Here is a 23,055-nt window from a genome sequence, read left to right on the forward strand (position 1 = left end):
TACTGCAATATCTGCTTTGATAACAACGATTTTTCCAGTGCAAATACTTGATCAACGACTTATCCAGATTGGTATTACTCATCGTCATCGGTTTTTTGTCGGAATTTTAAAAAAATACTAGGTATATCCGCTTCCTCAATTCGTAAGCAGTGGTAAGGTTAGGTGAGGTATATAAGCTAAGAACGTAAGCGTTCACCAGTAGGTACTTGATTTAGGGGTTACAAGCTAAATACGTTTGGATAAGGCTGGCGAGCAGTAACAGCCTGTACGATCTCCATCAATGCTGACAAAGTGGACATGCCTCGTTTATTACAAGTTTCAACAAGCGAGTGCATCCGACCTCTGAACTTCTCACCGGCATCAGATGTAGTACCAAAGCTAATCTTGCGTTGGATGACACAACCACGTATTCGTCGCTCAGCTTCATTGTTGGTTAGTGGTATAGAAGCGCTGGTCAGGAACAACCATAGACTTTGCCGATGGGCTTGTAGCTTTTCACAGCGACCTTTATATCTCTGAACAACCAGGCCACTGCCTTTTTGAAGCCAGTGATCAAACGACTTTCGAAGTCGGTTCATGCGGTGGAGATAGCAACTGTACTCGATGGCTCTATTTTCAAACCGATGACGTGTTCTAAAAACCATATTGGCGATAAGTGCAAGGCGTTGCCCAACAAAGGCCGTATAACCAGCACCACTGTAGTCGGCTATTTGTTGCACGTTTCTTTTTACATGTGACCAGCATAGTTGGTGTTTTTGGGGCTCCAGCCAATTATAGCTCGGGCATTGGTCGGTCACTGCTAGGCCAGTGTAGTTATCACCTAGCATAGTTTTGGCTGAGTGCGCAGAGCGAGAAAACAAGATCTTTTCGTAAACCAAGTTTTCACTGGTTACCAACCAACACCAACGTAAGCTATCTTCACCATTGCGAGGATGAGATGTCTCGTCAACATGAACCAGTGGTGCTTTTTGTATGCTATCTCGAATGGCCTGGTGCAGCGGGGTCAACATTGAGGCAACTTTGGTCTGCGCTTCGCTGATAGCGCCAACAGAAAATGTTGTTCCTAATTGTTCTTTTAACAGTGAGCGAATTTTACGGATACTTAAATGAAATTGCCCTGCCAATACAGCAATATAGCTGAGTAGGTTAGGACCCATAATACCTTGAGGGATATTGTCAGGTTTCTTCGCTCTCACAACCCTATTGCAATGCTGGCACTGTCCCGAAAATAGCCGATACTCCGTAATATCAACGATTGGCTTTGGTATCTCGTGTACTTGATGCCGGTAAAATGGGGTGTTGTGAACAGAGATAGCCGACTTGCCACAGCACGGACAAGTTGAGTCCGGTAAGCAATCAACGGTAACGTCGCTTTCCTTTAGCTTCGAGAGTTGTCGTTGACGCCCTGTGTGACCCTGTTTAGCTCCTCTCGGATTGCGGCCACCAGAGCTTTGAGCTTTTTCCGTTCAGCCCGCTCTTTAGGGCCATCAGAAGAAGGTGGTTTAGAAGAATTAGAACAGCTGGCCTTCAGCTTATCTTCGTAGTGCCGAAGTTGTTCCCACAACTCTTCGATAAGTGCGTTAGCTTCATTGATATTAGAAGCGACAGGCGGCGCATCTGCAAATTTGGATTCTTTCTTTTTCATACAGCCAGCATGAAGGCTGAAAAGGATCACTCAAGAAGGAAAAGCGGATCAAGTGCGATGGATCACAAATGATTTTTCAATGGGGGTCTGGTGAACGGTTACCTAAGAACTATGTTACTAATTGCGAATTTTTCTGTAGTTCTGAATGGTTACGTTCGGTGTTGTGTTTAACTGGGGTGTTAATCTTTTGTGATTATGGTGACTTTTTTCTGATGTGATGTGCATTCCATTTGCGTCAGCCTTACATGAAATAGACATAAAAATGACTTTCTCCTGAAAAAAACAGTCAGGATTATGACATATTAATTTTCGTTTTTTTCAAGTTTAAACCTACTGGTTATCTGTATGTGTGATTATTGTAGTGGGCGCCTTGTACAAGTGCGCCGTAACTGGATTCAAAAGTTAAAATTTAAATCAATATGGAAGTGTGTTGACTGTGGTAAAGAGAAAAGGCTATGAAGGATAAGCAGTTAGTGCGAGACCTTGTAAAGACGAGGTCAGTAAATTTACTTAATAAAACAAGAAGTAAGCACTTGGATAAAAAGGCATTGAAATGCATTTTTCATGCTAAAAGATAAGCTTGTACAACAAAAATTTTGAATTACATAGATGCTGTATCATTGAATATTAGTATTGCGTTGCTGGTATAGACGTCAACTGTCATTTTTATTCATTTAAGACAAGTCTTCGATTGTCACATTTTTCATTAATCATAAGGATTATAATTTCTGCTGCTTTCTATACAGAAGAAAGCCGGAAAAATAACAATGAAAATAATGTGAACGGAGGATGAATGACGAGAGGAAAGTATCTACGTTGGAAGGATGAAAGTGGCAATGAGTTTAGGCCCGTATCGCTAACAGGCACTGAATTGCTTAATGATCGAACTCTAAATAAAAGTACTGCATTCACTTATGAAGAAAGAGCTGCTTTTCAGTTAGATGGTTTGCTACCACCACGTGTCCAGACTTTTGAAGATCAATTGAATAGGGTGTACGACGGCTTTAAAAATGCTTCAACCGATATCGAAAAATACCTTTTCTTGCGTGCCCTTCAAGATAGGAACGAAACCCTTTTTTATGCGCTGCTTTCCAAGCACGTAGAAGAGATGACACCGATTATTTATACCCCGACAGTCGGTAAGGCCTGCCAGGAGTTTAGTCACCGCTACCAAAAAGCTCGTGGTCTTTATATCACTGAAGACAACGTTGAAAGTATGGATGAGCTTGCCCGTCATTTCACTGGCAAAGATATAAAAATAATCGTGGTAACGGATAGCCAAGGCATCTTGGGGCTTGGCGACCAGGGGGTCGGAGGTATGGGCATCCCCATTGGGAAACTGTCTTTATATACCTTGGGGGCTGGTATTCATCCTGCTCATTGCTTACCTATAACACTGGATATTGGAACAGATAATCAAGATTTACTTGATGACCCTATGTACTTAGGGGTTCCTCGTCGACGTCTGAGAGGTGAGGAATATAAAGCCTTCATTAAGAAGTTTGTGCATCAGGTTAAGCGTAATTTCCCCAAAGCGGTTCTTCAATGGGAAGACTTCAGTAAATCCAATGCCTTCGACAACCTCTCGGACTACGAGGAGTACTTACCGTCGTTTAATGATGATATCCAGGGGACGGGGTCGGTGGTATTAGCCGGAATTCTGGGGGCGGTCAAAATTAAAGGTGAGACATTAGCAGACCAGAGTTATGTGGTTTATGGGGCGGGGGCTGGCGGTGTCGGCGTCGCTGATCAGATTTTTGCTGGTCTGCTCAAGGAAGGTTGCTCTCATGCGGTGGCTCGAGAAAAAATCTTTATCATGGACTCGCAAGGATTGGTGTTTGATGATCGTGATGGACTGGATGAATACAAGAAGCGCTACGCTAAACCAAGAGCGATGTCTCTAGACTGGAATGTCGCTGAGGCTGGCAAGGTATCATTAACCGAGTTAATTGATAACTACCCAGTAACGGTACTATTGGGTACCAGTGGTATTGGTGGCGCCTTCAAAGAAGGCCACATCCAGAAAATGATGGAGTATAGCCAGCGGCCGATGATCTTTCCGTTGTCTAATCCTACCGCGAATTGTGAAGCCTTACCTGAAGATATATACCGTTGGAGTGATGGCAAGGCTATCGTGGCAACAGGAAGCCCATTTGGTGATGTGAGTTACAATGGTCAAGACTTCCGGATAGGACAGGGGAATAATGTCTTTATTTTCCCTGGGGTAGGGCTGGCCGCAATTGTGTCTCGCACTCAAAAGGTGACGCTGGATATGTTCACTACGGCTTCTTATGCGCTGGCAGAAATGGTCGAGGATGACGATTTGGCCTCCGGTTGTGTATACCCGCGCATCAGCAATTTGAAGCAGGTATCTTTGCATGTCGCCACCCGAATTCTGACCGATATGCAGGCGAAAGACCCAAAATGTGACTTAGCAGGCAAAGATATTATTCAAGAGTTGGCTGAGCACACTTGGGAACCTATCTACCTACCATACCGTCGGGTATAAAATGACGTGATAAATATAGCCCGGCGAATGCCGGGCTTTTTACATTTCATGCCAAAGATTTAGCATTTTGGGCCACTTTCCCAGAAGCCGATCTGTCTCTTAACTGTTTGCTCAGCATCAGGGGTAAGATGTTGTTAAAGCTTGGTTAATTAACACATTCCAAGTCCAGTGGTAAGCAAGGAGGTTCGTTATGCATATGTCGTGCTTTCTATCAAAGTTAAAGCAGCTCATCGTGTTCTCATTTGTCGCTGTATCGGGTATTGGTCTGTGGCTGATGATGATGTATTACATCTTCAGATTAGCCGGCTAACATTGATAAAGTCATCGTTAGACTTGTTGGCGGTGTCGCTGGGCCCAAACACCGATGACAATGAATAAAGTCGAGATAACCGTAATAAGCCAGTGGTTAGCCAGCTGGCTTAGTTGCGTTGACAATAATGGAGCGGTACTGACAATAAAAAATCCGTAACCAAATGCATTAACCAATATAAAAATGATCGTTCTGACGATGAAGTTGGTGCCGACTAATTGTTTGCGCATAAACCGATTGATGTCAGCTGCAAACATTACAAGTAAGCAAGTGATCACTGCAGTGGCGATATCATCAATCCAAGGTCGGATCAAATTACCGATATCTGCAATCAGTGAAGCCATAAATTCCATAAGATTTAACCCAGAATACCGGACAACTCGCGAATACAGCTGTTGAGCGGTTTTACGTTATTGATCGTAAATAGGAAAGACGACCACTATTGCGTGAGGGTTAAATGAAAAAGAGTCATCTGCCGCAGAAAATGTGCGTAGCCTGTGGGCGCCCGTTTCATTGGCGCAAAAAATGGCGGCTATGTTGGGATAGTGTTCGTTACTGTTCTAAGCGCTGTCGGCGACACAAACTCGTCAAGTAAAGGTATACTACCCTCAGAACCCTTTTTCATTTTAGTTTTATGATAGAAATTTCTAATGCAGTCCAGTTGGGTGACTGGGAAGTTGAGCTGACACCAATACGTGCCCAGGGGGCTGGTGGACAAAACGTCAACAAAGTCTCATCGGCCATTCACCTTCGTTTCGATATTTCACGCTCGTCATTGCCTGCTTTTTATAAAGAAAGGTTGCTAGCATTATCCGATAGCCGGATCTCGAAAGAGGGGGTTATCGTCATCAAAGCCCAGCAATATCGCACTCAAGAGCTGAACCGTGAAGATGCGCTGGAAAGGCTGGTCGCTTTGATCAAAGCGGCGGTTGTGCAGCAAAAAGCCCGTCGCGCAACGAGACCGACTCGCAATTCACAGAAAAGGCGAGTAGATAAAAAAACACAGCGAGGCCAGAAAAAAGTGATGAGAGGCAAAGTGAAGTTTTGACTTGTATTGCAAAATCAATGTTTAACACTAATGTTGTAATTTAATTAGCGTTACATTTGGAAGCCTAAACTGTTCTAGGGAGATAGGGATGTCTGATAATAAGACCCAAAAGTTGTTGCAGCTGTTTTACCGCGAATCGGAACGAGTCAGGCTACTGGATCTGGATCGATTACCGACGCCTGATAGCTCGCAGCAAGATGAGCTGCAAACGTGGTTATCAGGCAAGCGCGATTTTTCTCTGACAGAGTTAACCCAACAACATTGGATCAAAACCTGTTCTGCAGGGTATGTTACTGAGCTATTACTCCACCCGAATGGTAGCCTGGAAGAGTTTACGTTGTTCAGAAGGCAGAAAACCCGTGGTGAGTGGCGGTTGGTTAGCGGCATGCTCGAACTGACTATTTATAAGGACGAAAATCGCTACGCTTGCACTGTGGTCGCCAGTCAAGGAAGCAGTATTCACTCAGCCATTGAATATAAAAACGGCCAGCTACATTCCTACCTGAAATTGGCCCAAACACGTCCCCAGTGGAATTAGGGTGTATTGGATGCTGGCACGACCAGCCTCATATGAGTCAATTATTATGCAATTTTAATGGAAAATTATCAGTGAAACTGTTATCAGTGGATATGGTATTAATTGATGAAGACGAGTCTGAGCAAAGATGACAGGGACGAATAAATTGAATAAAGTTGCGATTGTTGGTGGCACCCATGGTAATGAATTCAGTGGTATTTATTTATTGCGCAAATGGCGTGACACACCACAGGTGATTGAACGTGAGAGCTTTTCTGTAGAAACCGTTTTTGCGAACCCAAAAGCGTTTGAAGAAAATAAACGTTACCTCGATTGTGATATGAACCGCCAGTTTGCAACTGACGACCTTAACAATCTTGATCTGGCAAATTATGAGCAAAGCCGTGCGAAGGCTATTAACGCGCAGCTAGGGCCAAAGGGCGCAGCAAAAACCGACTTTATTATCGATTTGCATAATACGACCAGCAATATGGGGCCATCTCTTATCTTACTTCAGACTGATGCTTTTAATCGACAGTTGGGAGCGTATGTCACTGTAAAGATGCCAAGTGCTGTTGTGGTATTGGAAGATCATATCCCGGTCCATGAGCACAGCTTTTTAAGCTCTATTTCTGAAAAGGGCGTGATTGTAGAAATTGGCCCGCAACCACAGTCTGTTATTCGCCAAGATGTTTTAGACTGGATGGAAGAAATGACAGGCCATATTTTGGACTTTGTCGATTTGCATAATCGTGATGCCTTACCGGAGCTTCCGGCCAGCTATGAAGCATACAAGTACCATGAAACGTTGAAGCTGCCTGAAAATGAGAATGGTGAGCGTATGGGCATGGTTCATCACAGTGTGCAAGATGCCGATTTTAAGGTGCTTCGTCATGGTGACCCTATCTTCACCTTGTTTAACGGGCAAGAAATTTGCTGGGAAGGGGATTACGAGGCGTACCCGCACTTTATCAATGAAGCGGCTTACTATGATAACAACCTCGCGATGTCGTTGGCTAAGCGCGTTATTGTTGGCGTGAAGTAGTTGCTGATGCCTTCCCCTTGGGAGTTTGAGACTTCTTGGATATACAGTAAGCAGTAGGGCGTCATATCTACTGCTTATTAGTTATGATAAATGCTGAAATATAAAGGTATGAGAGTCATTGTGTATTGCTGATCATCTACCTTTCCATTGAAATCGATTACATTTTGTTCATTCCAAAGCTTGTTACATTTCCTTACATAAGACCAATTAAAAACCTTGATATTATCTGATGGCTAAGTATGTTTACTATCAATAATTTTGATTATAAAAAGTCAGTTAGGTGCTGAGTTAATAGTTTTAACTCACTAAAAGAATAATGAACATAACAGATGAGCAATATGTTTACGCGGTCGGACTCAAGAATATTTCTTGCCCATTTCCCTGTGCCATTTATGATGAAAAGGGAAATTATGCTGCAATTAATAAACCTTATGAAGATATTCTAGGCTTGAAAAGTGAGCTTGCTATTGGGGCGAAAAATTCAGAGATCCAATGTAACTTTAGCGATTTCGCTGCGGTGATCGATGTTCAAAACAAGCATGTGCTAGAGAGTAAAGATTATATTTTTTCATTAAATATAATAAGGTTGGAGTCAGGCTGTAAAGCGTATTACGTTTCTAAACGTCCAATAATAAATGCTGATGGCAAAGTAGTCGGTATTGATGTCAGTATGTATAATACTGGCTTCATTTTTACATTGTCTTCTGCGTTTAATGATCCAACAACGTATTATAATCAAGGTCACGAAGTTGACTTTAAAGCGTCTAGATTATGTGAGAGCTTTACACCATTACAGGAAACGTATGCATATTTTATTATGTGTGGATTTTCTAACGACTTTATCAGCACGGTTCTTGGTAAATCAATTAAAACAGTTGAGAATAACATGGCGAGGCTGATTGATAAGGCACAGCTGCGTTACAGTATGAAGATAAACAGTAGAAAAACACTCCGTTATTATTTACTGCAAAATAGAATAACTAATTTGTCACCTGCTGGGTTAATGGCAAATACGATTAAAACCTTAACTAAAGTACCCAGTAATTGTACATTCAACGATACGTACCCATCTGAGTTTGATTTAATATTCAATGACTTTGGTAAGGATATCTAAGTGCTGAGATAGCCCAAAGGTGCACGCCCCAGTGAACAACATCGTAACTCAAGAGAGGTTGTTTGCTGGGGTTTTGCGTCATGGCCAACTTTACGATTAACGATTAACGATTAACGATTAACGATTAGTCGTGAGGAGAAAGAGATGAGTTGGCTTGTTTGAAGGGCTTATTTGGTTTTATTAAAGGAACGGGGCTCGTTGATAAGTTGCCGGTAGCGGAAGAACTGAATGATCCATCGGGTCACCTGAAGGTGATCTGTCGGCTGAACCAACGAATCTAATGCGCTTTGATATGTCGCGGTGGGATAACAGCTCTTTTTGAGTTTCATTAAATCGTAAAGGTATTCAGGGGTGAATTCTGGGTGGCCCTGGATACTCAGAAAATGATCGCCGACTAATAGGATGCTGTTTGGGCAAAAATCACTGCCAGCAAGGGTGATACAGTCTGCAGGGGAGCGAAGGACTTGATCTTGATGGCTTACCAGCAGTGATAAGGTGTCAGGTGGTTCGGTTATCCAAGGGCAGCGTTGTGCTGCTTTTAAATCAATGGATATTTGTTTCGCTCCAATTCCCCAGCCTCGCTCTGAACATACTACTTCCCCGGCTAACGCCTGCGCGATCATCTGATGGCCAAAACAAATACCGACCAGTGGGACTTGCTGAAAGTAGAGCTGGTGAATGAACCCCTGGAAAACATTTATCCACCGGCTTTGTTCATAAACACTGTATCGGCTGCCACTGGTGAGATAACCGTCGCACTCATTCAAGGATTGTGGGTATTGACCGTCAATGACTCGGTAAAATTCAAGTGTGATATTTGGGTCGACAGCGGCAAATAGATTGGAAAACATCGCGGGATAGTTTCCATGTTTGCCCTGCAGCTCAGGCCTAACATCATCACACAGTAATACACCTAATTTCATGTGCCATCCTATAGATCGAGCGTGCCGTTAAGTGAATGGTAAAACACGTTTTCGTATTGTTCTTGGGAAAGATGGATAGGGTTTCCACTGGCTGCTGCGTCCTGTACAGATTGCGCCGCAATGGCTTTTTGATCCTGAATATTGACGCCTAGCTCAGCCATGGTATGAGGGATGTGAAGTTGCTTGCGTAGAGCCAGTATCCATTCAAGCACACCGTCAAAACCTTCATTTTCCAGCTCGAGATAATGGGAAAGCCTTAACATCTTTTCATGAAGATAATGCCGGTTTGCACACAGCACATAGGGCATTAAGACGGCGTTTAATAGGCCGTGATGTAAGTTGTAGCGTCCCCCGAGGGTATGAGCCAAAGCGTGCATCGCTCCAAGCCCCTTCTGAAAGGCTGTTGCTCCCATGGTTGAGGCTATTAACATCTGAGTTCTGGCTTGCAGGTTGTTCCCATCAATATGAGCAATAGGTAGATAGAGTTTTATTAGGCGCATTCCCTCGATGGCAATCGCTTCGGCCATGGGGTGATAGCTGGGGGAGCAGTAGGCTTCAAGGTTGTGCGATAACGCATCCATCCCTGTGGCAGCCGTGAGATGTGGAGGAAGGTCAACGCTTAGCACCGGGTCAAGGATCACCTGTACGGGGAGCATTTTCGGATGAAAGATTATGCGTTTGGACTGACTTTGAGTATCGGTAATGACTGATGCCCTACCGACTTCAGATCCTGTCCCAGCGGTGGTCGGCAATGCAATGACTGGGGCGATAAGGTTAGCGTCAGCTTTGGTCCAGTTCTCGTTAATATCTTCAAACTGCCATAAGGGTTGTTGCTGTTTTGCAACCAAAGCGATGGCCTTGCCTATGTCAATGGATGATCCCCCGCCAAGGGTAACGACACCGTCATGATTTCCTTTTAAAAAGTACTCAATGCCATATTCCACCTGCTCGCCTGTCGGATTACCTGAAAAGTCACTAAAAATAGAGCTCGGTAAGTCAGCGGATTGGCAAGATAAGACAAGATTTCGGGTAGTTTGGTTATCGGTTAGTGCGGGATCGACAACAAAGAGAGGGCGCTGGATAGATCGCGTCTTGCACACTGAGGCGAGCTGCGAGCTGGCATGTTCGCCAACGAGAATTTCTGTAGGGTAGTGCCAGTGCAGCAGAGTCATAGGTTAGTCCGGTATGTTAGGTGGCATGACTATTCGGTCGGATGCTTAAGGTGGAATGACTTAGGTCGAGTTAACGTTTCGAATCCGAGTGTTGATAAAGCGTAGCCTTTTCCTGAGTGTTTGACCCCAGTCCAAGCCAGAGCGGGATCCAGGTAATCGCAGCGGTTGGCGAAAAAGGTTCCGGTTTCGACTTGCTCGCCAATACTGATCGCCCGGTTTATATTAGATGTAAAAATGCAGGCGGTTAAACCGTATTCGCTGTCATTCATTAAATCGACAGCCTCATGATCTGAATATACTTTTTGAATGGGTAATACCGGACCAAATGTTTCTTCTGTCATGATCCGCATTTGATGATTCACATTCGTTAACAACTGAGGAGCGAGATAAGGGGTGCCGGGTTTACTGTTTGGAAAACAGACTTCAGAAATATGAGTCTGAGCACCTTGGTGTTTGGCTTCTGTAATTTGTTGACGGACATGGTCGGCCGCTGATACCGATATCAAAGGACCTAACGTTGTGTCTTCATCGAGCGGAAACCCCAATTGGTATTGATTGACGCGTTGAATTGCCTTTTCGACAAATTCATCATGTACCCGATAATCGACGTAAATCCGCTCAATGGCACAACATGATTGCCCCGCATTATAGAGCGCACCGTCTACAATAGCGTCAACTGTGAGGTTTATGTCGGCATCATTGCAGACATAAGCGGGATCATTACCGCCTAGCTCAAGGCCAAGTCCGTGAAAATGACCAGCTGCAGCGATCTCGACGTTTGCTCCGCCAGTAACGGAGCCAGTAAATACCACATGCTGAATTTGCTCACTGCTAACGGTATCTTCGGTTGCGTCATGGCTTAAGAACAAATGCTGGAATATACCTTCAGGCAGTTGAGCTTCATCAAAAGCTTGTTGGAATCGTTGCGCACAAAGAGGCGTGTGGGAAGACGGCTTTAAGATCACACTATTACCTGCTAGCAGGGCCGGTATGATTGAGTTAATAGCGGTGAGATAGGGATAGTTCCAAGGCGAGATCACCAAGACCGTACCCAATGGTTCTCTGGAGATATAACGAGTAAAGCCTTTTTTTTCAGGAAGTTTGATGGTGGCAAGCGCCTGCTCACTATGCTTTATCATGTACCTAGCCCGCTCTTCGACACCTCTTAATTCACTACTGCTATGCCGTATCGGTCGACCCATCATCCAGCTCAACTCGCTGGCAATCATATCTCGGTGACTCAGCAGCGCATCAATAGCCCGACTGCAGTAGTCTTGTCGTTGGGCTAAAGGCACTTGTTTCCATATTTGTTGAGCGACATTCGCTTTATCCAGTGTTTGTTGGATAACTTCGGGAGTCGCCATCGTCACAGTCGCGACAACACTGCCATCGGCTGGAGATATTGTATTTTGGATAACCCCTTCTTGTTGCCTATTGGGTTTGGCTGAATGATTCAAGCGCCTTTCCTTGTGTTAAATAATCTCGAAGTAACGGTTGAGCTCCCAGTCAGTTACATGCTTTCTAAACTCCCTGTCCTCCCATTCTCGCGAAGCGGCAAAATGGTCGACAAATGCCTGGCCAAAGAGTGAAACGGCAGCTTCAGACTGCTTGAATTGCTGGGTGGCATCCCAGAGCGTTCGGGGCAAAGCGAGAGTGTCACTGTGAGTTTGTTGGTAAGCATTCCCTAGCACTGGGTCCGATGGCTCCCAGCCTTGTTCTACACCAATCAGACCAGAACCCAAGGCAGCAGCAAGTGCTAAGAAGGGGTTGGCATCCGCCGCACCGATACGGTATTCAATGCGTTGTGATTTTTGAGAGCCAGTGATCACCCGCAGTGACGTCGTGCGGTTTTCGATCCCCCAAGTGGCATCGGTTGGGGCCCAAAACCCGGGGATCATTCGGCTGTAGCTGTTAACGGATGGTGCGACCATACAAAGCAGTTCTGGCATCAGGCGTTGTTGACCGGCGAGAAAATGACGTTGTAGGGCACTCATTGAATGGGCTTGATCGGCACCAAAGAATACATTCTTGCCGTCTTGATCTAGTAGGGAAAGATGAATGTGGCCACTCTGACCAGGGTAGTCATTACTCCATTTAGCCATGAAGGTCGCCATGAGATCATTCTTCTGGGCCAGTACTTTCATGTAGGTCTTAAACAGTGCCGCCTTGTCGGCCGCATGACAAGCGTAGTCGACGGCAATAGCCGCTTCAATCACCCCAGGACCTGTCTCTGAATGGATCCCTTCAATGGGAAAGTCCATGGTCTCGGCCATCGCAAGGATAGACTGATAGAGTTCGGAGTAGGTTGAGTTTCGTATCATCGAATAGCCAAACCAATCGGGGGTTATAGGCTTCAGATTACGAAAACCTTTTTCGCGAACAGAGTGGGGGGTTTCACGAAAGAGGAAGAACTCATACTCGAAAGCAGCCTTGGGGAGAAGTCCCATGGATTTGGCTTTATCCAATACTCTTCGTAGTGTTGCCCTTGGGCATACCGACTCGGCTTCTCCGGCAAACTCAGCCATAAACAGCAGCATGCCGTCTTCACCCAGTACATCGCGGCAACTTGAAGGGATAATACGTACTGGCGCGTCGGGATAGCCAGTGTGCCAGCCTGTGTATTGGGCATTGTCATAGAGCTGATCTTTGACATCCCATCCTAAGACAACGTCACAAAAGGCAAAACCAGTATCGAGGGAAGAAAAGAATTTCTCCTTCGACATGTACTTGCCGCGCATCACGCCATCGTTATCGAACAGCCCAACCTTGACGTGACTGAGCTTGCGTTCCTCGATGATCTGCTTGGCATCGTTAACCGTTTTGACCTCTCTTGGCACCATAAGCGGGTATCCCTTCTGTTGGCTAAGCGGTGTTAAATTGATTAGGCAAAGATGACTGTAATTAGGATTATTTTATTATTGTTATAAACCTAGGAAGAGGTCGGGCATTCGTCAACTTTATCAATAGGGTGAAAAAGTCTTAGACATACCCAAATAACCTCGAAATAGACTCCTGTTTCATTCGGTCATTTTCCTTGAACTGAACACCTTGATGAAGCTCTGAATTTCCCAATTGAAGTCACTTGGGTATGAGACGTTGGTATTAAGTCAGTAACTGTGTTCCAATATTGGTGAAATATATTAATAACATGTAAACAAAAGGAAGTTATTGATGTCACTTGTTATTCCTATGGTGATATTCATACAGCAGAGAATGGCCGAAGTGGGTAATGCTGATAACGCAAAAGCCATGCAAGCGTATATGAAAACCGAACAGGATTTTTATGGTGTAAAGGCACCAGAACGAAAGGCGATATTCAAGCAAGCTCGTGAGCATACTCAGATCACTTCTTTCATTGAGTACAAACGATTGGTGCTATGGTTGTGGTCGGGGGAAAACCGTGAAGAGCAATACCTTGCGATGGATGCCGCCGAATACTACACCTCGTTTCGTACCCTAGAGGCGTTTCCTGTTTACGAAGAAATGCTAACTGAAGCGAGCCATTGGGACACGGTGGACAAAATATCCTCGAACCTTATTGGTCCTTTAGTGAAAGAACACCGAGAGCTTGAAGATGTCGTTCGAGGTTGGCGTCAGTCAGACAATATGTGGCTGCGTCGCGCTTCATTGCTTATTCACCTCAAACACAAGAAAGAGACAAATCTCTCGCTGCTTGAAGAAACAATTCTAATGCTAGCTGGTGAACAAGAGTTTTTTATTCGAAAAGCGATTGGTTGGGTGCTGAGAGAATACGCTAAGACAGATGCGGAGTATGTGAAGTCTTTTGTTCAGCGCTATCAAGAACAATTATCTCCCTTGAGCCAAAAAGAAGCGCTAAAGAATCTATAAACACTCGATTCGCTATCAAATTGATAGTCATAACTTCTTTTTACTACGTTGTGTGCAGTTGTTAATATAGCGCTGTTCCGTAATTAAAAGAATTACATTCTATCAGGTCCCAATAACATAAGAAGGCATTTACTGTGATTGAACGTCAAGAAACTGGACAGCGTATGAGTCGTATCGTTAAGCATAATGGTACGGTTTACCTGTGTGGCCAAGTGTGTGCAGATGCGACACAAGGTATCACTGAACAAACTCAAACCATGTTGGATAAAGTAGAGGCGTTACTGGAACAAGCTGGCAGTGATAAAGAGCACATGCTTTCTGCGACAATTTACATCAAAGACATGAAAGATTTCGCTGAAATGAACGCGGTATGGGATAACTGGGTGCCAGCCGGTCATGCTCCAGCCCGTGCATGTGTTGAAGCAAGCATGGCACGTGACGTGTTACTAGTCGAAATCTCCGTTGTCGCTGCAGTTAAAGAATAATCGCTATTAACGAATTATCATCTTATTGCTTAAGTAAAAGACTAATTGGGTCGATAATAATAGCTAAGGGTTAGTTGTGTGTGGGCTCTAGGTGTTTATCAAGGAGGATGTGGTAATGAAAAAGCGGAATTCGGTATGGCAGGCTTGTTGTAAATGCATTTCCCGTTCTCAGTTTATTGTGTTTACTTTGTTCTTGCTATTGGCGATGCCAGCGTCATTGCCTGTCATGGCAAAAGAGATATCGGTAAAATCTCAGCCAAAATTGAGCCTTGAAGGGACATTCAATACTCAGCGTGTTTGCTTCTATCAAGGGCAGTCATACTCGTTGGGGGCAGTGATCGCCATTGAAGGCGTGCTGATTGAATGTCAGCCGGAAAAACACTTTGAAACCAATGGTGCCCTGAAGTGGACCAAGATTGAAAAGAAGTCGTAATTAAGGCTCAATTGCCACCAACCATGCACCCATAAAAATGTACTCTTAAAGAAAATGCAGCCATATCCCAAAGGACAGGCTGCATTATCGTAACAGGGGGAACTGTTACTTGAATATCAAATGTCTGGATTAGCGAATAAGGCGACCTGAATCAGGGCCAAGTTTGCCAGTACCGCCTTCATGATGAGCCGTTTTTGCCCCCATTTCTTGCATCAAAAATTCTTTCAATGCTGCAGACTCGCGTTCGTTAGTTGGTTTCCAGTTAGAGATCACTCGTGCTTTATTGCTGTTCATCGAATATTTCCTTTTCTATCCATGATATGGATTCAATATCATGTGCTTAGTGATTCATAATGCTGCTGCATTTTCATACAAAGCGAGATCAATTTCCACTATTAATTCGCTTTGCGAATGCACTTAGTTTGATACTCATTAATAACAGAACATCGCTTGCAAGCATATCTGACCAGTTTAATGGGAATATATGCAAGTGAAAAGAGTAACTATGTCCCTATTGAGTGCTTTGTTAAATATAGCTGAAAAATGGTACAAAAAAAGCCGATACCATGAAGGAATCGGCTTTTCTAAATCATAAGAAAAATGTTGTAAAATTACATATTTTTCAGTTTACTAAGCGGTTTAGCGCATTAGTGAGCGTGTTTTAAGCTCGAAAATCAGTTTTTCTGCACTGCACTCGAATTGGATACGTGCAGTTAGTTCAGTGCTGTCATCTTTAAGCGGGCTAACTTCATGCTTGAAGTTAGCATTAACTTCTTTAGCGAGCGCAAGGTAGTTAGCAAGTTCTGCTTCTAGTGCAGCTTTGTTACCACCAAAGATTTTGACATCAGCAACATCATCATTTTCTTTAATGATGAAACCCATCTCAGCAGATACACCGCATGCTTCGCAGGTTTGGTACTCTTGGCTTTCGTTTGTCATGGCGTTTACTCTATCTCCATTTATATTATACCCAAGTCACTTCAAGGTGTTTGCTTGCCCTTCGGTAGCTCTGAATCCTACAACTTAAAGTCACTTGTGTTTATGCGGACATCATAAAACTTTGTGACGAAGATCGCCACGGAGTAATGTTATTTTTCATAATACAAATGACGATGTGTAATAGGACACTGCCCTCACCCTGTGAGGAGGGCAAGAAATATATGATTTAATTCTGTTAGCTAAGGTTTGGATAAATATGATGAATTTGGGTCAATGTCTGCTGAAAAGGGTACTGTTCCATTTTCCCAAAACCTGATAGCTGGCGAGCTTTAATGACGTTGTGAAGCGGGCTTGTCATACCGCATAGGAAACGGGTGAGAGCGGCTGCTGAAGGGGCTGCTGGGCAAGCGGAAATAAATGGATCGCACCATGCTTTAAGCATGTTTTCCGATACATCAGCCAATTGGTTATCAGATGGCAGCTTGGCAACGCTTCCACGGCAGACCGAGCAATGACCACATTGTTGTGGGGCTTGGTGATCAGCAAAGTAGCTGGCTAATTCGTGGCTTAGGCATTGCTCGTTTTCGAAGAAGGCGAGCATGTTGTCTAACCTTGCAATTTCACTCTGCTCTTTGGCCTTGAACAGCTGATATAAGCGAGCGGCCTCTTCTTTAATATCGAAGTTTGGATTGGTAACACGGTACACATCGGTCATCTGTTTGCTTTCTAAAGCAACCCAGCCTTTTTCACTGAAGTAGTCGATGGCTGCGACAACACGTTTACGCTCTGTCTGGGCAGTCTGCCATAAGGCATCGAAATCAACCGTATGCCAGGTACGCGCTTTTGGCGAGCAGGCAAAGATGTGGCTAACGAAGCTTTGTCGTTCACCTTGGAACTGATTGATAATAAACTGCTGATCAGTAAGCAGTTTAAAGCGGTAATCGGCAAAGTAGGTGTACTGAGGCTCGATGATTTGGGCCATTTCCAGATATACCAGCAAGGTTTTCAGTGGCAACATCCGGATATTACTTTCTTTGGAGAGCCGCAGTTGCACCACTTCCCACTGTGGTACATTTTGTTTGATGAGCCTAAGTACCGTTTCAATCGCAGATTGATCGGGGGTATCGCCATACACAAAATTCTCCAGCACATTGAGCCCTGACTTGTTGCCAAGCAGTATGCAGTCTGAATGCTGGCCATCACGTCCGGCTCGACCGATTTCCTGACTGTAGTTTTCTATTGATTTGGGAAGATCAAAGTGAATAACTCGGCGGATGTCTGCTTTGTCGATCCCCATCCCGAAGGCAATGGTGGCAATCGTACATTGGTGTTTGCCCGCCATGAAATCACTTTGAATTTGTTGGCGACGATCGCTGTCCATCCCTGCATGATATGCCTGTGCCATGATCCCTTGTTGTTGCAGCGCCGCTGCAAGCTCTTCTGCTGTTTTTTGCAACGTCACATAAACAATGCTCGGCAGTGACGGATCGCTAGCCAGTGTATTGTATAAAGCAGCTTGTTTGTCGGACTCTGACGTCGGGGTGATAGTCAAATCGAGGTTAGGGCGATAGAAGCCAGTGATCACGATATTGTTATCTTCAATCCCGAACTTGTGTCCCATATCGCTGATAACCGCTGGGGTTGCCGTCGCTGTCAGCAAGAGCACCTGAGGGATATTCAACAACTGGCGATACTGAGGAAGTTTGAGGTAATCTGGGCGGAAATTATGGCCCCATTCGGAAATACAGTGGGCTTCATCGACCACTAATAATGAAATTGGTACTTGGGAGATAAACTGACGAAAACGTTCGTTGTTCAGCCTTTCGACTGAAATCATCAGAATCTTAATGGTCCCCGACCGTACCCCTTGCATGACTTGCTGTGTCTCTTCCCAGCTTTGGCTTGAATCAATGGAAGCCGCTTGAATGCCCTTACTGTGCAAGAAGTTAATTTGGTCTTTCATCAACGCCAGTAATGGCGAGATGACCAGTGTCAGGTTGGGAAGCTGCAAAGCAGGTAACTGATAGCACAGTGACTTGCCCGAGCCAGTAGGGAAGATAGCGGCAGCTGAATGGCCTTCAATGACTTTACTGATCACTTCATCCTGGCCGGGGCGGAGGTTATCGAAGCCAAAATACTGTTTAAGGTTGTTGAGATACATGGGCAGTTTATGTTGATGGGACCATACACCGATCATACCTAAGTATGGAGTGATTGCCCATTCGGTTAGCTTGATAGCTTAGGGGCGAAGGAAACACAAGGATGGGGGTTGAGTCAGCAATGCCTCAATCTAAGTGAGCATGAATGGTTTGTAATGATTTCAGTTACATTAATTGCAAATAAAATCAGTGCCTTATGGTGTTAGTGTTAGAATTGCGCTTCAAAATATACCTTGTAGGTTTTATACAGACTTAGGTAAATGCCGAGCAAACAAATTTACTGGCATTGAACGCGGCCATTGAAGCGGCTCGTGCTGGCGAGCAGGGAAGAGGTTTTGCGGTGGTAGCCGATGAAGTACGTTCACTTGCAAGCAAAACACAAATGAGCACTGGTGAAATCCAAACGATGATTGAGCGTCTGCAACATGCTGCGAAGCAAGCGGTAGCGGCAATGGAACGTAGTCGTGAGAGTGGTATTGCCACTGCAGCGAGCCAACAGAGCCAGGTGAGTGAAGATATTAGCCAGAACGTCCAAAAAATAGCGGATAAAAGTCAAGAAGTGGTTGGGAAGGTAAGTGCAACGGAAGAAGCCTTTATACAACTTGCAACGCAATGCCAGACATTGCGGCAGCAAGTTGGTCGTTTCCAAGTTTGATAACCATAGATTGCTAGCGAAGCCCAACAACTGTGGGGCTTTTTGATTAAAGTTCAGGGATGTAGCCATTGTATTGATATGGTTGCATACGGTATTCTGGTTATTAACTGAACGCTGTTTATTAAGGAGAGCCACATGCCGTACGATACTTTGGTCACTGTTGGTGTATTTATCATAGTGGCAATAGTGTTTATTGCTTCGGGTGTTAAAACCGTTCCACAGGGTAGTGAGTGGACCGTAGAACGTTTTGGGCGTTATACCAAAACCCTTCGTCCTGGTTTGAATTTGATTGTGCCTTTTATCGACCAAGTCGGTAACAAGATCAATATGATGGAACGAGTGCTGGATATTCCGGCGCAAGAAGTAATTTCACGAGATAACGCCAATGTTACCATTGATGCGGTGTGTTTTGTGCAGGTCATCGATGCGCCAAAAGCCGCTTATGAAGTGACTGATCTTGAACATGCTATCCGTAATCTAACCCTCACTAATATCCGTACTGTTCTTGGTTCGATGGAGCTCGATGAGATGCTATCACAGCGAGACACCATTAATGGACGGCTACTGACCATTGTTGACCAGGCCACAAACCCTTGGGGTGTTAAAGTCACTCGTATCGAAATAAAAGATGTGCAACCACCGGCTGATCTGACTTCAGCAATGAATGCTCAGATGAAAGCGGAGCGTAATAAGAGAGCAGAGGTTCTAGAAGCTGAAGGGGTAAGACAGGCTGAAATTTTGCGAGCTGAAGGCCACAAGCAATCTGCAATCTTGCGGGCGGAAGGTGATAAGCAAGCCGCTATTCTGCAAGCAGAAGCAAGGGAGCGGGCGGCAGAGGCAGAAGCCAGAGCGACTGCTATGGTGTCCGATGCCATTGCCAACGGGGATCTTCAAGCGGTGAACTACTTCATTGCCCAGGGATATACTGATGCGTTGAAAGCGATAGGCCAAGCGGAGAATGGTAAAGTTATTATGTTACCTCTGGAAGCGACTGGCCTGATGGGTTCAATTGCGGGGATCACTGAGATCCTCAGCCAGTCAGGGAGCAGTAAAGAAGGAGAGAAAGGTAAGCTGGTATGATCACGTTACTTGAGCAAATGAACGCCTGGCACTGGCTAGCGCTAGGGCTGGTATTGTTGCTATTGGAATTATTAGGCACAGCAGGTTACTTGCTATGGCTAGGAGTATCAGCACTGTTGGTTGGAGCGATCATGTTCTTCCTACCATTAGGTTGGGAAATGCAATGGCTGACTTTTGCTGTGTTCTGCTTGTTCACGACTTGGTTGTGGTGGCGCTATCAGCACAAACAAGATAGAGCCGGTGACGAGCAACGCAGTTTGAATCAGCGCTCAGAACAATTGATAGGCCAAACATGCGTACTCGAAAATGATTTCCCGCTTGGGCAAGGGCGTTTGCAACTCGGTGATACGACGTGGACCGCTAAATCAGAGTCCAACATACCTGCAGGCACCTTGGTTGAAGTCATAAGGGTCGAGGGTATCGTTGTCATTATTCAAGAAAAAGTGAGCCAGTAAAATACACTATCTGCTGGCAATTAACGGTGGTGGCGCATAATGGTAAGTTTATGTTTGCTGCTGACGCTATATTGAAGGCGATTCAAAAGTGTTTGTTATTTGCTGGTATTGCCTCTGCTTATGCGGAGGCTTTTTTTTGTTCCTACTATAATACCAACCTAAATAAGTATTTGATCTGTTTTACTGGTTAAAATCGCTGCTATCTATGTTAGAGATTTTGTAATTAGAGCCACTAGTTACTGCAATATCTGTCTTGATAACAACGATTTCTCCAGTGCAAATACTTGATCAACTACATATCGAGATTGGTATAACTTAACTCATTACCTCGTTTACAGATATCTATTGAACAGCCTGGCTTTTGCCAGGCTGTTTTTGATTAGCGCATCAAAGTAAGAAGATTACTATACCTGAACAGGGTTATTGGCTACATTTTCAAAGTAGAACTTATATTCTCGTACACCGTCTATCTGAACACCTTTTTCTCTTAGCTCAAGGTATTGCTGCAGTTTTATCGTTCTGAAATCCAACGCTTTTAGCGCAAGAATTATTCGCAGCTCATCCATTGAACGTGATTTGGCACCAGAACTACAGGCGCTACAGATAACATGCGTTTTTGCCTTGAAGCCGGTCTTATCAAGCCAGTTTAGCTCTTTCGGTTCTTTGCGTTCACCACAGAAGTAACAGCGTTTGTCTTGCTTTATAGCCGCTTGCTCTCTTAATACCTTTGGACTCAGTGGTTTGTTAGATTGGGGAATGCTGCTATTTTTGTTGCCACTGAAAGCCGAGAACTGAACTACGTTAGACATTTGGGTAACTCTCACTAATCAAGGTGTATTCGTTTAGTTTATAGCGCATAACTGAACATTATTGTCGTCCGATTAGGATGACACATATATCAGTAAGCTGCTCATCGCTAATCCTAACCATGTAAGCAAAGGGAATCTACCGTTGATTTTTGCGAAGATAGCTTCTGTTCTGTCTTTGAACGCACAGCTGTTTTTTGATCGCAGTCAATCAAGTGTTAGACAGTTGCTGATTTGGCAACTATCTCGTTCTATATCCTTCTACACTTATCATAGCCACAGAATCTGCTGACAAATCTAAGCAAAAACAGGTGGTGATTTATGAAACTTTTCCCATTGCTACTTGGTTCTATATTGACCATCGCGCTGACCGGCTGTGAACCGTCAGAGCGCGGAAATACCGCAACGTTTACGTTACCTCCGGGGGATGTGTCTCATGGTGAAGAATTGTTCCAGCACTATCAATGCTTAAGCTGTCATATAATGGAAGGCTATGAGCGGCCGGAGGTATTGGATGAGTCCGGTGTCAATGTCGCGCTGGGCGGAAAGGTAACAAGCCTGAAAAAATATCAGGAACTGGTTGTTTCCGTTATCAATCCATCACACCGAATTGCCAAGGGATATGAACCCGAAGAAGTGATGCGTTCGGGTGAGTCCATAATGCCAAGTTATAACGATGTCATGACAGTAACAGACTTGGTTGATCTTATTACCTTCCTTGAAAGTAAGTACGAGCTAGAGCCTTTTGAATATACCCAGTATGAAGGGTTTTATTATTGATTTGATCCGGCCCATGAGGGGGGTGGAAATTAGGCCCATGACGGGTCCTTTTTATTTTTGATCATATTTGTCGAAGGTCACCACAACTAAACGCCGCCAACCCATAACCACGCAGCGCATCAATGTAACAGTTAATGCGTGTTTGACCGCTAGGAAAACGCCCGGGTGATAATTCGTCATCAACGGCGAGATGGTTAAAAGCGATGTGGGAGTCAGGCATTTTGTAGCCGTTTTGTTGCTGGCTATCTTGAATGGTCTCGAACAGTATTTGTGAACGGTGTACGTGAATCGACGCGCTAACCAAAGTGGCATGTTGGATTTGGCGACGTTGCAATATCTCCAGGCTGAGCTGGGCGTTATCTATGGTGTTGGCCGCTTTTTCTTCTTTTATTATTCTGCTGATACTTACTCCTTTTTCGACTAGCCATGTTTGCATCTGATCGGCTTCGGTGATGCCAGCTGTCTCAACACCACCAGTGACAATGATTAAGCTGTTTGGTGACTGGGTCGCAAGCTTGAGGGTGTGCTTCAGTCTCAGTACTAAAGGCTTAGCGATAGAGCCGTCGCTATTGAGCTTATAACCTAGCGTTACAATGGCATGGCGTGAAGAACAGTTTGATATTGGGAGAGAGCCAGTGTGGTGGTAAAGGATAGGGGTATCGAGGTTATTTTCAATAATAGTGATAACACCCGTTATAGCCTTTGCACTTTTTGGATCGAGATGAGAGATTTGCTCTATGTGCGCAGTGACGAGTTGAGGTTTTCCTAGGAAATGATGCCATACCGCAAGGTAGCTATTGAGTTTGATCTGCTGGTGGTGGTTAGCGCTTAACAATGCTTGATTATAGCTGTGTATTGCTTGGTCTATATTCCCTTGGAAGCTATTGATGTTGGCCATGGTCATGAGGATATCAGCTTTTCCAGTATCCTTTGCCAAGCACAAAGCTTGAGATAAGAAATGCTGCACGGCTTCAAGGTTCGAGACGGCTTTGCCGTTTAAATTGAAGTTGTGGCGTCTGGGGCTATTGTAGGCATCCAGTGCCCGCTGGATATCGTCCATGTTTACCCGACCAATCCTCTCTAATTCTCACGATACATTGGTTCATCGTATCCTTCATACTGATAAAAGCA

General features: G+C 44.5%; 23 protein-coding genes and 2 pseudogenes. 13 read left to right on the forward strand and 12 right to left on the reverse strand.

Annotated elements, in window-relative coordinates; all coding sequences use genetic code 11:
* Nucleotides 1–218: 218 nt before the first annotated feature.
* Both tnpC and ACVA53_RS20880 read right to left on the reverse strand, forming a co-directional pair.
* Nucleotides 219–1,358, reverse strand: a pseudogene (gene tnpC / locus ACVA53_RS20875) (IS66 family transposase); the annotation flags it as partial.
* Between the two features lie 20 nt (nt 1,359–1,378).
* On the reverse strand, nt 1,379–1,645 hold the full coding sequence (locus ACVA53_RS20880) for a DUF6444 domain-containing protein (RefSeq protein ID WP_446506153.1): 267 nt from the start codon (nt 1,643–1,645) through the stop codon (nt 1,379–1,381).
* A 793-nt stretch (nt 1,646–2,438) separates the two neighbouring features.
* Between ACVA53_RS20880 and ACVA53_RS20885 the strand changes: the two genes are divergently transcribed.
* Complete coding sequence (locus tag ACVA53_RS20885; RefSeq protein ID WP_255043886.1) at nt 2,439–4,154, forward strand: NAD-dependent malic enzyme; 1,716 nt, start codon at nt 2,439–2,441, stop codon at nt 4,152–4,154.
* 327 nt (nt 4,155–4,481) lie between these two features.
* Here ACVA53_RS20885 and ACVA53_RS20890 read toward each other — a convergent pair whose 3' ends face one another.
* Nucleotides 4,482–4,808 (reverse strand): DUF3392 domain-containing protein, encoded by a 327-nt coding sequence (locus ACVA53_RS20890; protein ID WP_274134625.1) that lies wholly within the window; start codon nt 4,806–4,808, stop codon nt 4,482–4,484.
* 113 nt (nt 4,809–4,921) lie between these two features.
* On the opposite strand from ACVA53_RS20890, the gene ACVA53_RS20895 reads away from it, so the two are divergent.
* From ACVA53_RS20895 to ACVA53_RS20915, 5 genes are all read left to right on the forward strand, one after another.
* Nucleotides 4,922–5,059, forward strand: a complete 138-nt coding sequence (locus ACVA53_RS20895) for a DUF2256 domain-containing protein (RefSeq protein ID WP_255043884.1) — start codon at nt 4,922–4,924, stop codon at nt 5,057–5,059.
* 39 nt (nt 5,060–5,098) lie between these two features.
* The gene (gene arfB / locus ACVA53_RS20900; protein WP_255043883.1) at nt 5,099–5,512 is read left to right on the forward strand and encodes an alternative ribosome rescue aminoacyl-tRNA hydrolase ArfB; all 414 of its coding nucleotides are present in this window, start codon (nt 5,099–5,101) and stop codon (nt 5,510–5,512) included.
* 88 nt (nt 5,513–5,600) lie between these two features.
* Entirely contained in the window at nt 5,601–6,050 is a 450-nt protein-coding gene (locus tag ACVA53_RS20905; protein ID WP_255043882.1) for a hypothetical protein, read from the forward strand.
* A 127-nt stretch (nt 6,051–6,177) separates the two neighbouring features.
* Nucleotides 6,178–7,074 (forward strand): aspartoacylase, encoded by an 897-nt coding sequence (locus tag ACVA53_RS20910; RefSeq protein ID WP_255043881.1) that lies wholly within the window; start codon nt 6,178–6,180, stop codon nt 7,072–7,074.
* 316 nt (nt 7,075–7,390) lie between these two features.
* Nucleotides 7,391–8,188, forward strand: coding sequence for a helix-turn-helix transcriptional regulator (locus tag ACVA53_RS20915; protein ID WP_255043880.1), 798 nt, complete (start codon nt 7,391–7,393; stop codon nt 8,186–8,188).
* A gap of 167 nt (nt 8,189–8,355) precedes the next feature.
* Here ACVA53_RS20915 and ACVA53_RS20920 read toward each other — a convergent pair whose 3' ends face one another.
* Genes ACVA53_RS20920 through ACVA53_RS20935 form a run of 4 tightly spaced genes read right to left on the reverse strand, consistent with a single transcriptional unit; the run spans nt 8,356 to nt 13,123 of the window.
* Entirely contained in the window at nt 8,356–9,111 is a 756-nt protein-coding gene (locus ACVA53_RS20920; protein ID WP_446506154.1) for a glutamine amidotransferase-related protein, read from the reverse strand.
* 8 nt (nt 9,112–9,119) lie between these two features.
* Nucleotides 9,120–10,283, reverse strand: a complete 1,164-nt coding sequence (locus ACVA53_RS20925) for an iron-containing alcohol dehydrogenase (protein ID WP_255043878.1) — start codon at nt 10,281–10,283, stop codon at nt 9,120–9,122.
* A gap of 29 nt (nt 10,284–10,312) precedes the next feature.
* The gene (locus ACVA53_RS20930; protein ID WP_255043877.1) at nt 10,313–11,740 is read right to left on the reverse strand and encodes an aldehyde dehydrogenase family protein; all 1,428 of its coding nucleotides are present in this window, start codon (nt 11,738–11,740) and stop codon (nt 10,313–10,315) included.
* 15 nt (nt 11,741–11,755) lie between these two features.
* Complete coding sequence (locus tag ACVA53_RS20935) at nt 11,756–13,123, reverse strand: glutamine synthetase family protein (RefSeq protein ID WP_255043876.1); 1,368 nt, start codon at nt 13,121–13,123, stop codon at nt 11,756–11,758.
* Between the two features lie 331 nt (nt 13,124–13,454).
* Between ACVA53_RS20935 and ACVA53_RS20940 the strand changes: the two genes are divergently transcribed.
* From ACVA53_RS20940 to ACVA53_RS20950, 3 genes are all read left to right on the forward strand, one after another.
* A complete protein-coding gene (locus ACVA53_RS20940; RefSeq protein ID WP_255043875.1) occupies nt 13,455–14,132 on the forward strand; it encodes a DNA alkylation repair protein in 678 nt (225 codons plus the stop codon).
* A gap of 134 nt (nt 14,133–14,266) precedes the next feature.
* Nucleotides 14,267–14,617: a RidA family protein gene (locus ACVA53_RS20945; protein WP_255043874.1), complete on the forward strand. Its 351-nt coding sequence runs from the start codon at nt 14,267–14,269 to the stop codon at nt 14,615–14,617.
* A gap of 178 nt (nt 14,618–14,795) precedes the next feature.
* Nucleotides 14,796–15,050, forward strand: a complete 255-nt coding sequence (locus ACVA53_RS20950; RefSeq protein ID WP_373689575.1) for a DUF1496 domain-containing protein — start codon at nt 14,796–14,798, stop codon at nt 15,048–15,050.
* A 129-nt stretch (nt 15,051–15,179) separates the two neighbouring features.
* On the opposite strand, the gene ACVA53_RS20955 is transcribed toward ACVA53_RS20950, so the two are convergent.
* The 3 genes from ACVA53_RS20955 to ACVA53_RS20965 form a co-directional block, all read right to left on the reverse strand.
* Nucleotides 15,180–15,344, reverse strand: coding sequence for a hypothetical protein (locus tag ACVA53_RS20955; protein ID WP_166645346.1), 165 nt, complete (start codon nt 15,342–15,344; stop codon nt 15,180–15,182).
* Nucleotides 15,345–15,689: 345 nt separating this feature from the next.
* Nucleotides 15,690–15,989 (reverse strand): YfcZ/YiiS family protein, encoded by a 300-nt coding sequence (locus ACVA53_RS20960; protein ID WP_255043871.1) that lies wholly within the window; start codon nt 15,987–15,989, stop codon nt 15,690–15,692.
* A 235-nt stretch (nt 15,990–16,224) separates the two neighbouring features.
* Nucleotides 16,225–18,150 carry a RecQ family ATP-dependent DNA helicase gene (locus ACVA53_RS20965; protein WP_446506155.1) on the reverse strand — a complete coding sequence of 642 codons (1,926 nt, stop codon included), beginning with the start codon at nt 18,148–18,150 and terminating at the stop codon, nt 16,225–16,227.
* 260 nt (nt 18,151–18,410) lie between these two features.
* Between ACVA53_RS20965 and ACVA53_RS20970 the strand changes: the two are divergent.
* The 3 genes and pseudogenes from ACVA53_RS20970 to ACVA53_RS20980 form a co-directional block, all read left to right on the forward strand.
* Nucleotides 18,411–18,803, forward strand: a pseudogene (locus ACVA53_RS20970) (methyl-accepting chemotaxis protein); the annotation flags it as partial.
* 135 nt (nt 18,804–18,938) lie between these two features.
* Entirely contained in the window at nt 18,939–19,883 is a 945-nt protein-coding gene (locus tag ACVA53_RS20975; RefSeq protein WP_255043869.1) for an SPFH domain-containing protein, read from the forward strand.
* Nucleotides 19,880–20,338: an NfeD family protein gene (locus ACVA53_RS20980; RefSeq protein WP_255043868.1), complete on the forward strand. Its 459-nt coding sequence runs from the start codon at nt 19,880–19,882 to the stop codon at nt 20,336–20,338. Before ACVA53_RS20975 ends, ACVA53_RS20980 begins: the two co-directional genes overlap by 4 nt.
* Nucleotides 20,339–20,742: 404 nt before the next feature.
* Here the strand turns inward: ACVA53_RS20980 and ACVA53_RS20985 are convergent, their stop codons facing one another.
* Entirely contained in the window at nt 20,743–21,147 is a 405-nt protein-coding gene (locus tag ACVA53_RS20985; protein WP_255043866.1) for a hypothetical protein, read from the reverse strand.
* A 318-nt stretch (nt 21,148–21,465) separates the two neighbouring features.
* Here ACVA53_RS20985 and ACVA53_RS20990 point away from each other — a divergent pair, with 318 nt between their 5' ends.
* The gene (locus ACVA53_RS20990) at nt 21,466–21,924 is read left to right on the forward strand and encodes a cytochrome C (protein WP_255043865.1); all 459 of its coding nucleotides are present in this window, start codon (nt 21,466–21,468) and stop codon (nt 21,922–21,924) included.
* A gap of 61 nt (nt 21,925–21,985) precedes the next feature.
* Here ACVA53_RS20990 and ACVA53_RS20995 read toward each other — a convergent pair whose 3' ends face one another.
* Nucleotides 21,986–22,984: a YdcF family protein gene (locus ACVA53_RS20995; RefSeq protein ID WP_255043864.1), complete on the reverse strand. Its 999-nt coding sequence runs from the start codon at nt 22,982–22,984 to the stop codon at nt 21,986–21,988.
* Nucleotides 22,985–23,055 lie beyond the last annotated feature (71 nt).

This window comes from Photobacterium sp. DNB23_23_1 (genome assembly GCF_052873815.1).

Excerpts from the sequence above, each read along its gene's own strand:
- ACVA53_RS20965 (WP_446506155.1), bottom strand. The coding sequence starts at position 18,150 with ATGTATCTCAACAACCTTAAACAGTATTTTGGCTTCGATAACCTCCGC.
- ACVA53_RS20985 (WP_255043866.1), bottom strand. The coding sequence starts at position 21,147 with ATGTCTAACGTAGTTCAGTTCTCGGCTTTCAGTGGCAACAAAAATAGC.
- ACVA53_RS20935 (WP_255043876.1), bottom strand. The coding sequence starts at position 13,123 with ATGGTGCCAAGAGAGGTCAAAACGGTTAACGATGCCAAGCAGATCATC.
- ACVA53_RS20925 (WP_255043878.1), bottom strand. The coding sequence starts at position 10,283 with ATGACTCTGCTGCACTGGCACTACCCTACAGAAATTCTCGTTGGCGAA.
- ACVA53_RS20890 (WP_274134625.1), bottom strand. The coding sequence starts at position 4,808 with ATGGCTTCACTGATTGCAGATATCGGTAATTTGATCCGACCTTGGATT.
- ACVA53_RS20895 (WP_255043884.1), top strand. The coding sequence starts at position 4,922 with ATGAAAAAGAGTCATCTGCCGCAGAAAATGTGCGTAGCCTGTGGGCGC.
- ACVA53_RS20910 (WP_255043881.1), top strand. The coding sequence starts at position 6,178 with ATGACAGGGACGAATAAATTGAATAAAGTTGCGATTGTTGGTGGCACC.
- ACVA53_RS20975 (WP_255043869.1), top strand. The coding sequence starts at position 18,939 with ATGCCGTACGATACTTTGGTCACTGTTGGTGTATTTATCATAGTGGCA.
- ACVA53_RS20880 (WP_446506153.1), bottom strand. The coding sequence starts at position 1,645 with ATGAAAAAGAAAGAATCCAAATTTGCAGATGCGCCGCCTGTCGCTTCT.
- ACVA53_RS20995 (WP_255043864.1), bottom strand. The coding sequence starts at position 22,984 with ATGGACGATATCCAGCGGGCACTGGATGCCTACAATAGCCCCAGACGC.
- ACVA53_RS20990 (WP_255043865.1), top strand. The coding sequence starts at position 21,466 with ATGAAACTTTTCCCATTGCTACTTGGTTCTATATTGACCATCGCGCTG.
- arfB (WP_255043883.1), top strand. The coding sequence starts at position 5,099 with ATGATAGAAATTTCTAATGCAGTCCAGTTGGGTGACTGGGAAGTTGAG.
- ACVA53_RS20955 (WP_166645346.1), bottom strand. The coding sequence starts at position 15,344 with ATGAACAGCAATAAAGCACGAGTGATCTCTAACTGGAAACCAACTAAC.
- ACVA53_RS20980 (WP_255043868.1), top strand. The coding sequence starts at position 19,880 with ATGATCACGTTACTTGAGCAAATGAACGCCTGGCACTGGCTAGCGCTA.
- ACVA53_RS20905 (WP_255043882.1), top strand. The coding sequence starts at position 5,601 with ATGTCTGATAATAAGACCCAAAAGTTGTTGCAGCTGTTTTACCGCGAA.
- ACVA53_RS20920 (WP_446506154.1), bottom strand. The coding sequence starts at position 9,111 with ATGAAATTAGGTGTATTACTGTGTGATGATGTTAGGCCTGAGCTGCAG.
- ACVA53_RS20885 (WP_255043886.1), top strand. The coding sequence starts at position 2,439 with ATGACGAGAGGAAAGTATCTACGTTGGAAGGATGAAAGTGGCAATGAG.
- ACVA53_RS20915 (WP_255043880.1), top strand. The coding sequence starts at position 7,391 with ATGAACATAACAGATGAGCAATATGTTTACGCGGTCGGACTCAAGAAT.
- ACVA53_RS20940 (WP_255043875.1), top strand. The coding sequence starts at position 13,455 with ATGTCACTTGTTATTCCTATGGTGATATTCATACAGCAGAGAATGGCC.
- ACVA53_RS20960 (WP_255043871.1), bottom strand. The coding sequence starts at position 15,989 with ATGACAAACGAAAGCCAAGAGTACCAAACCTGCGAAGCATGCGGTGTA.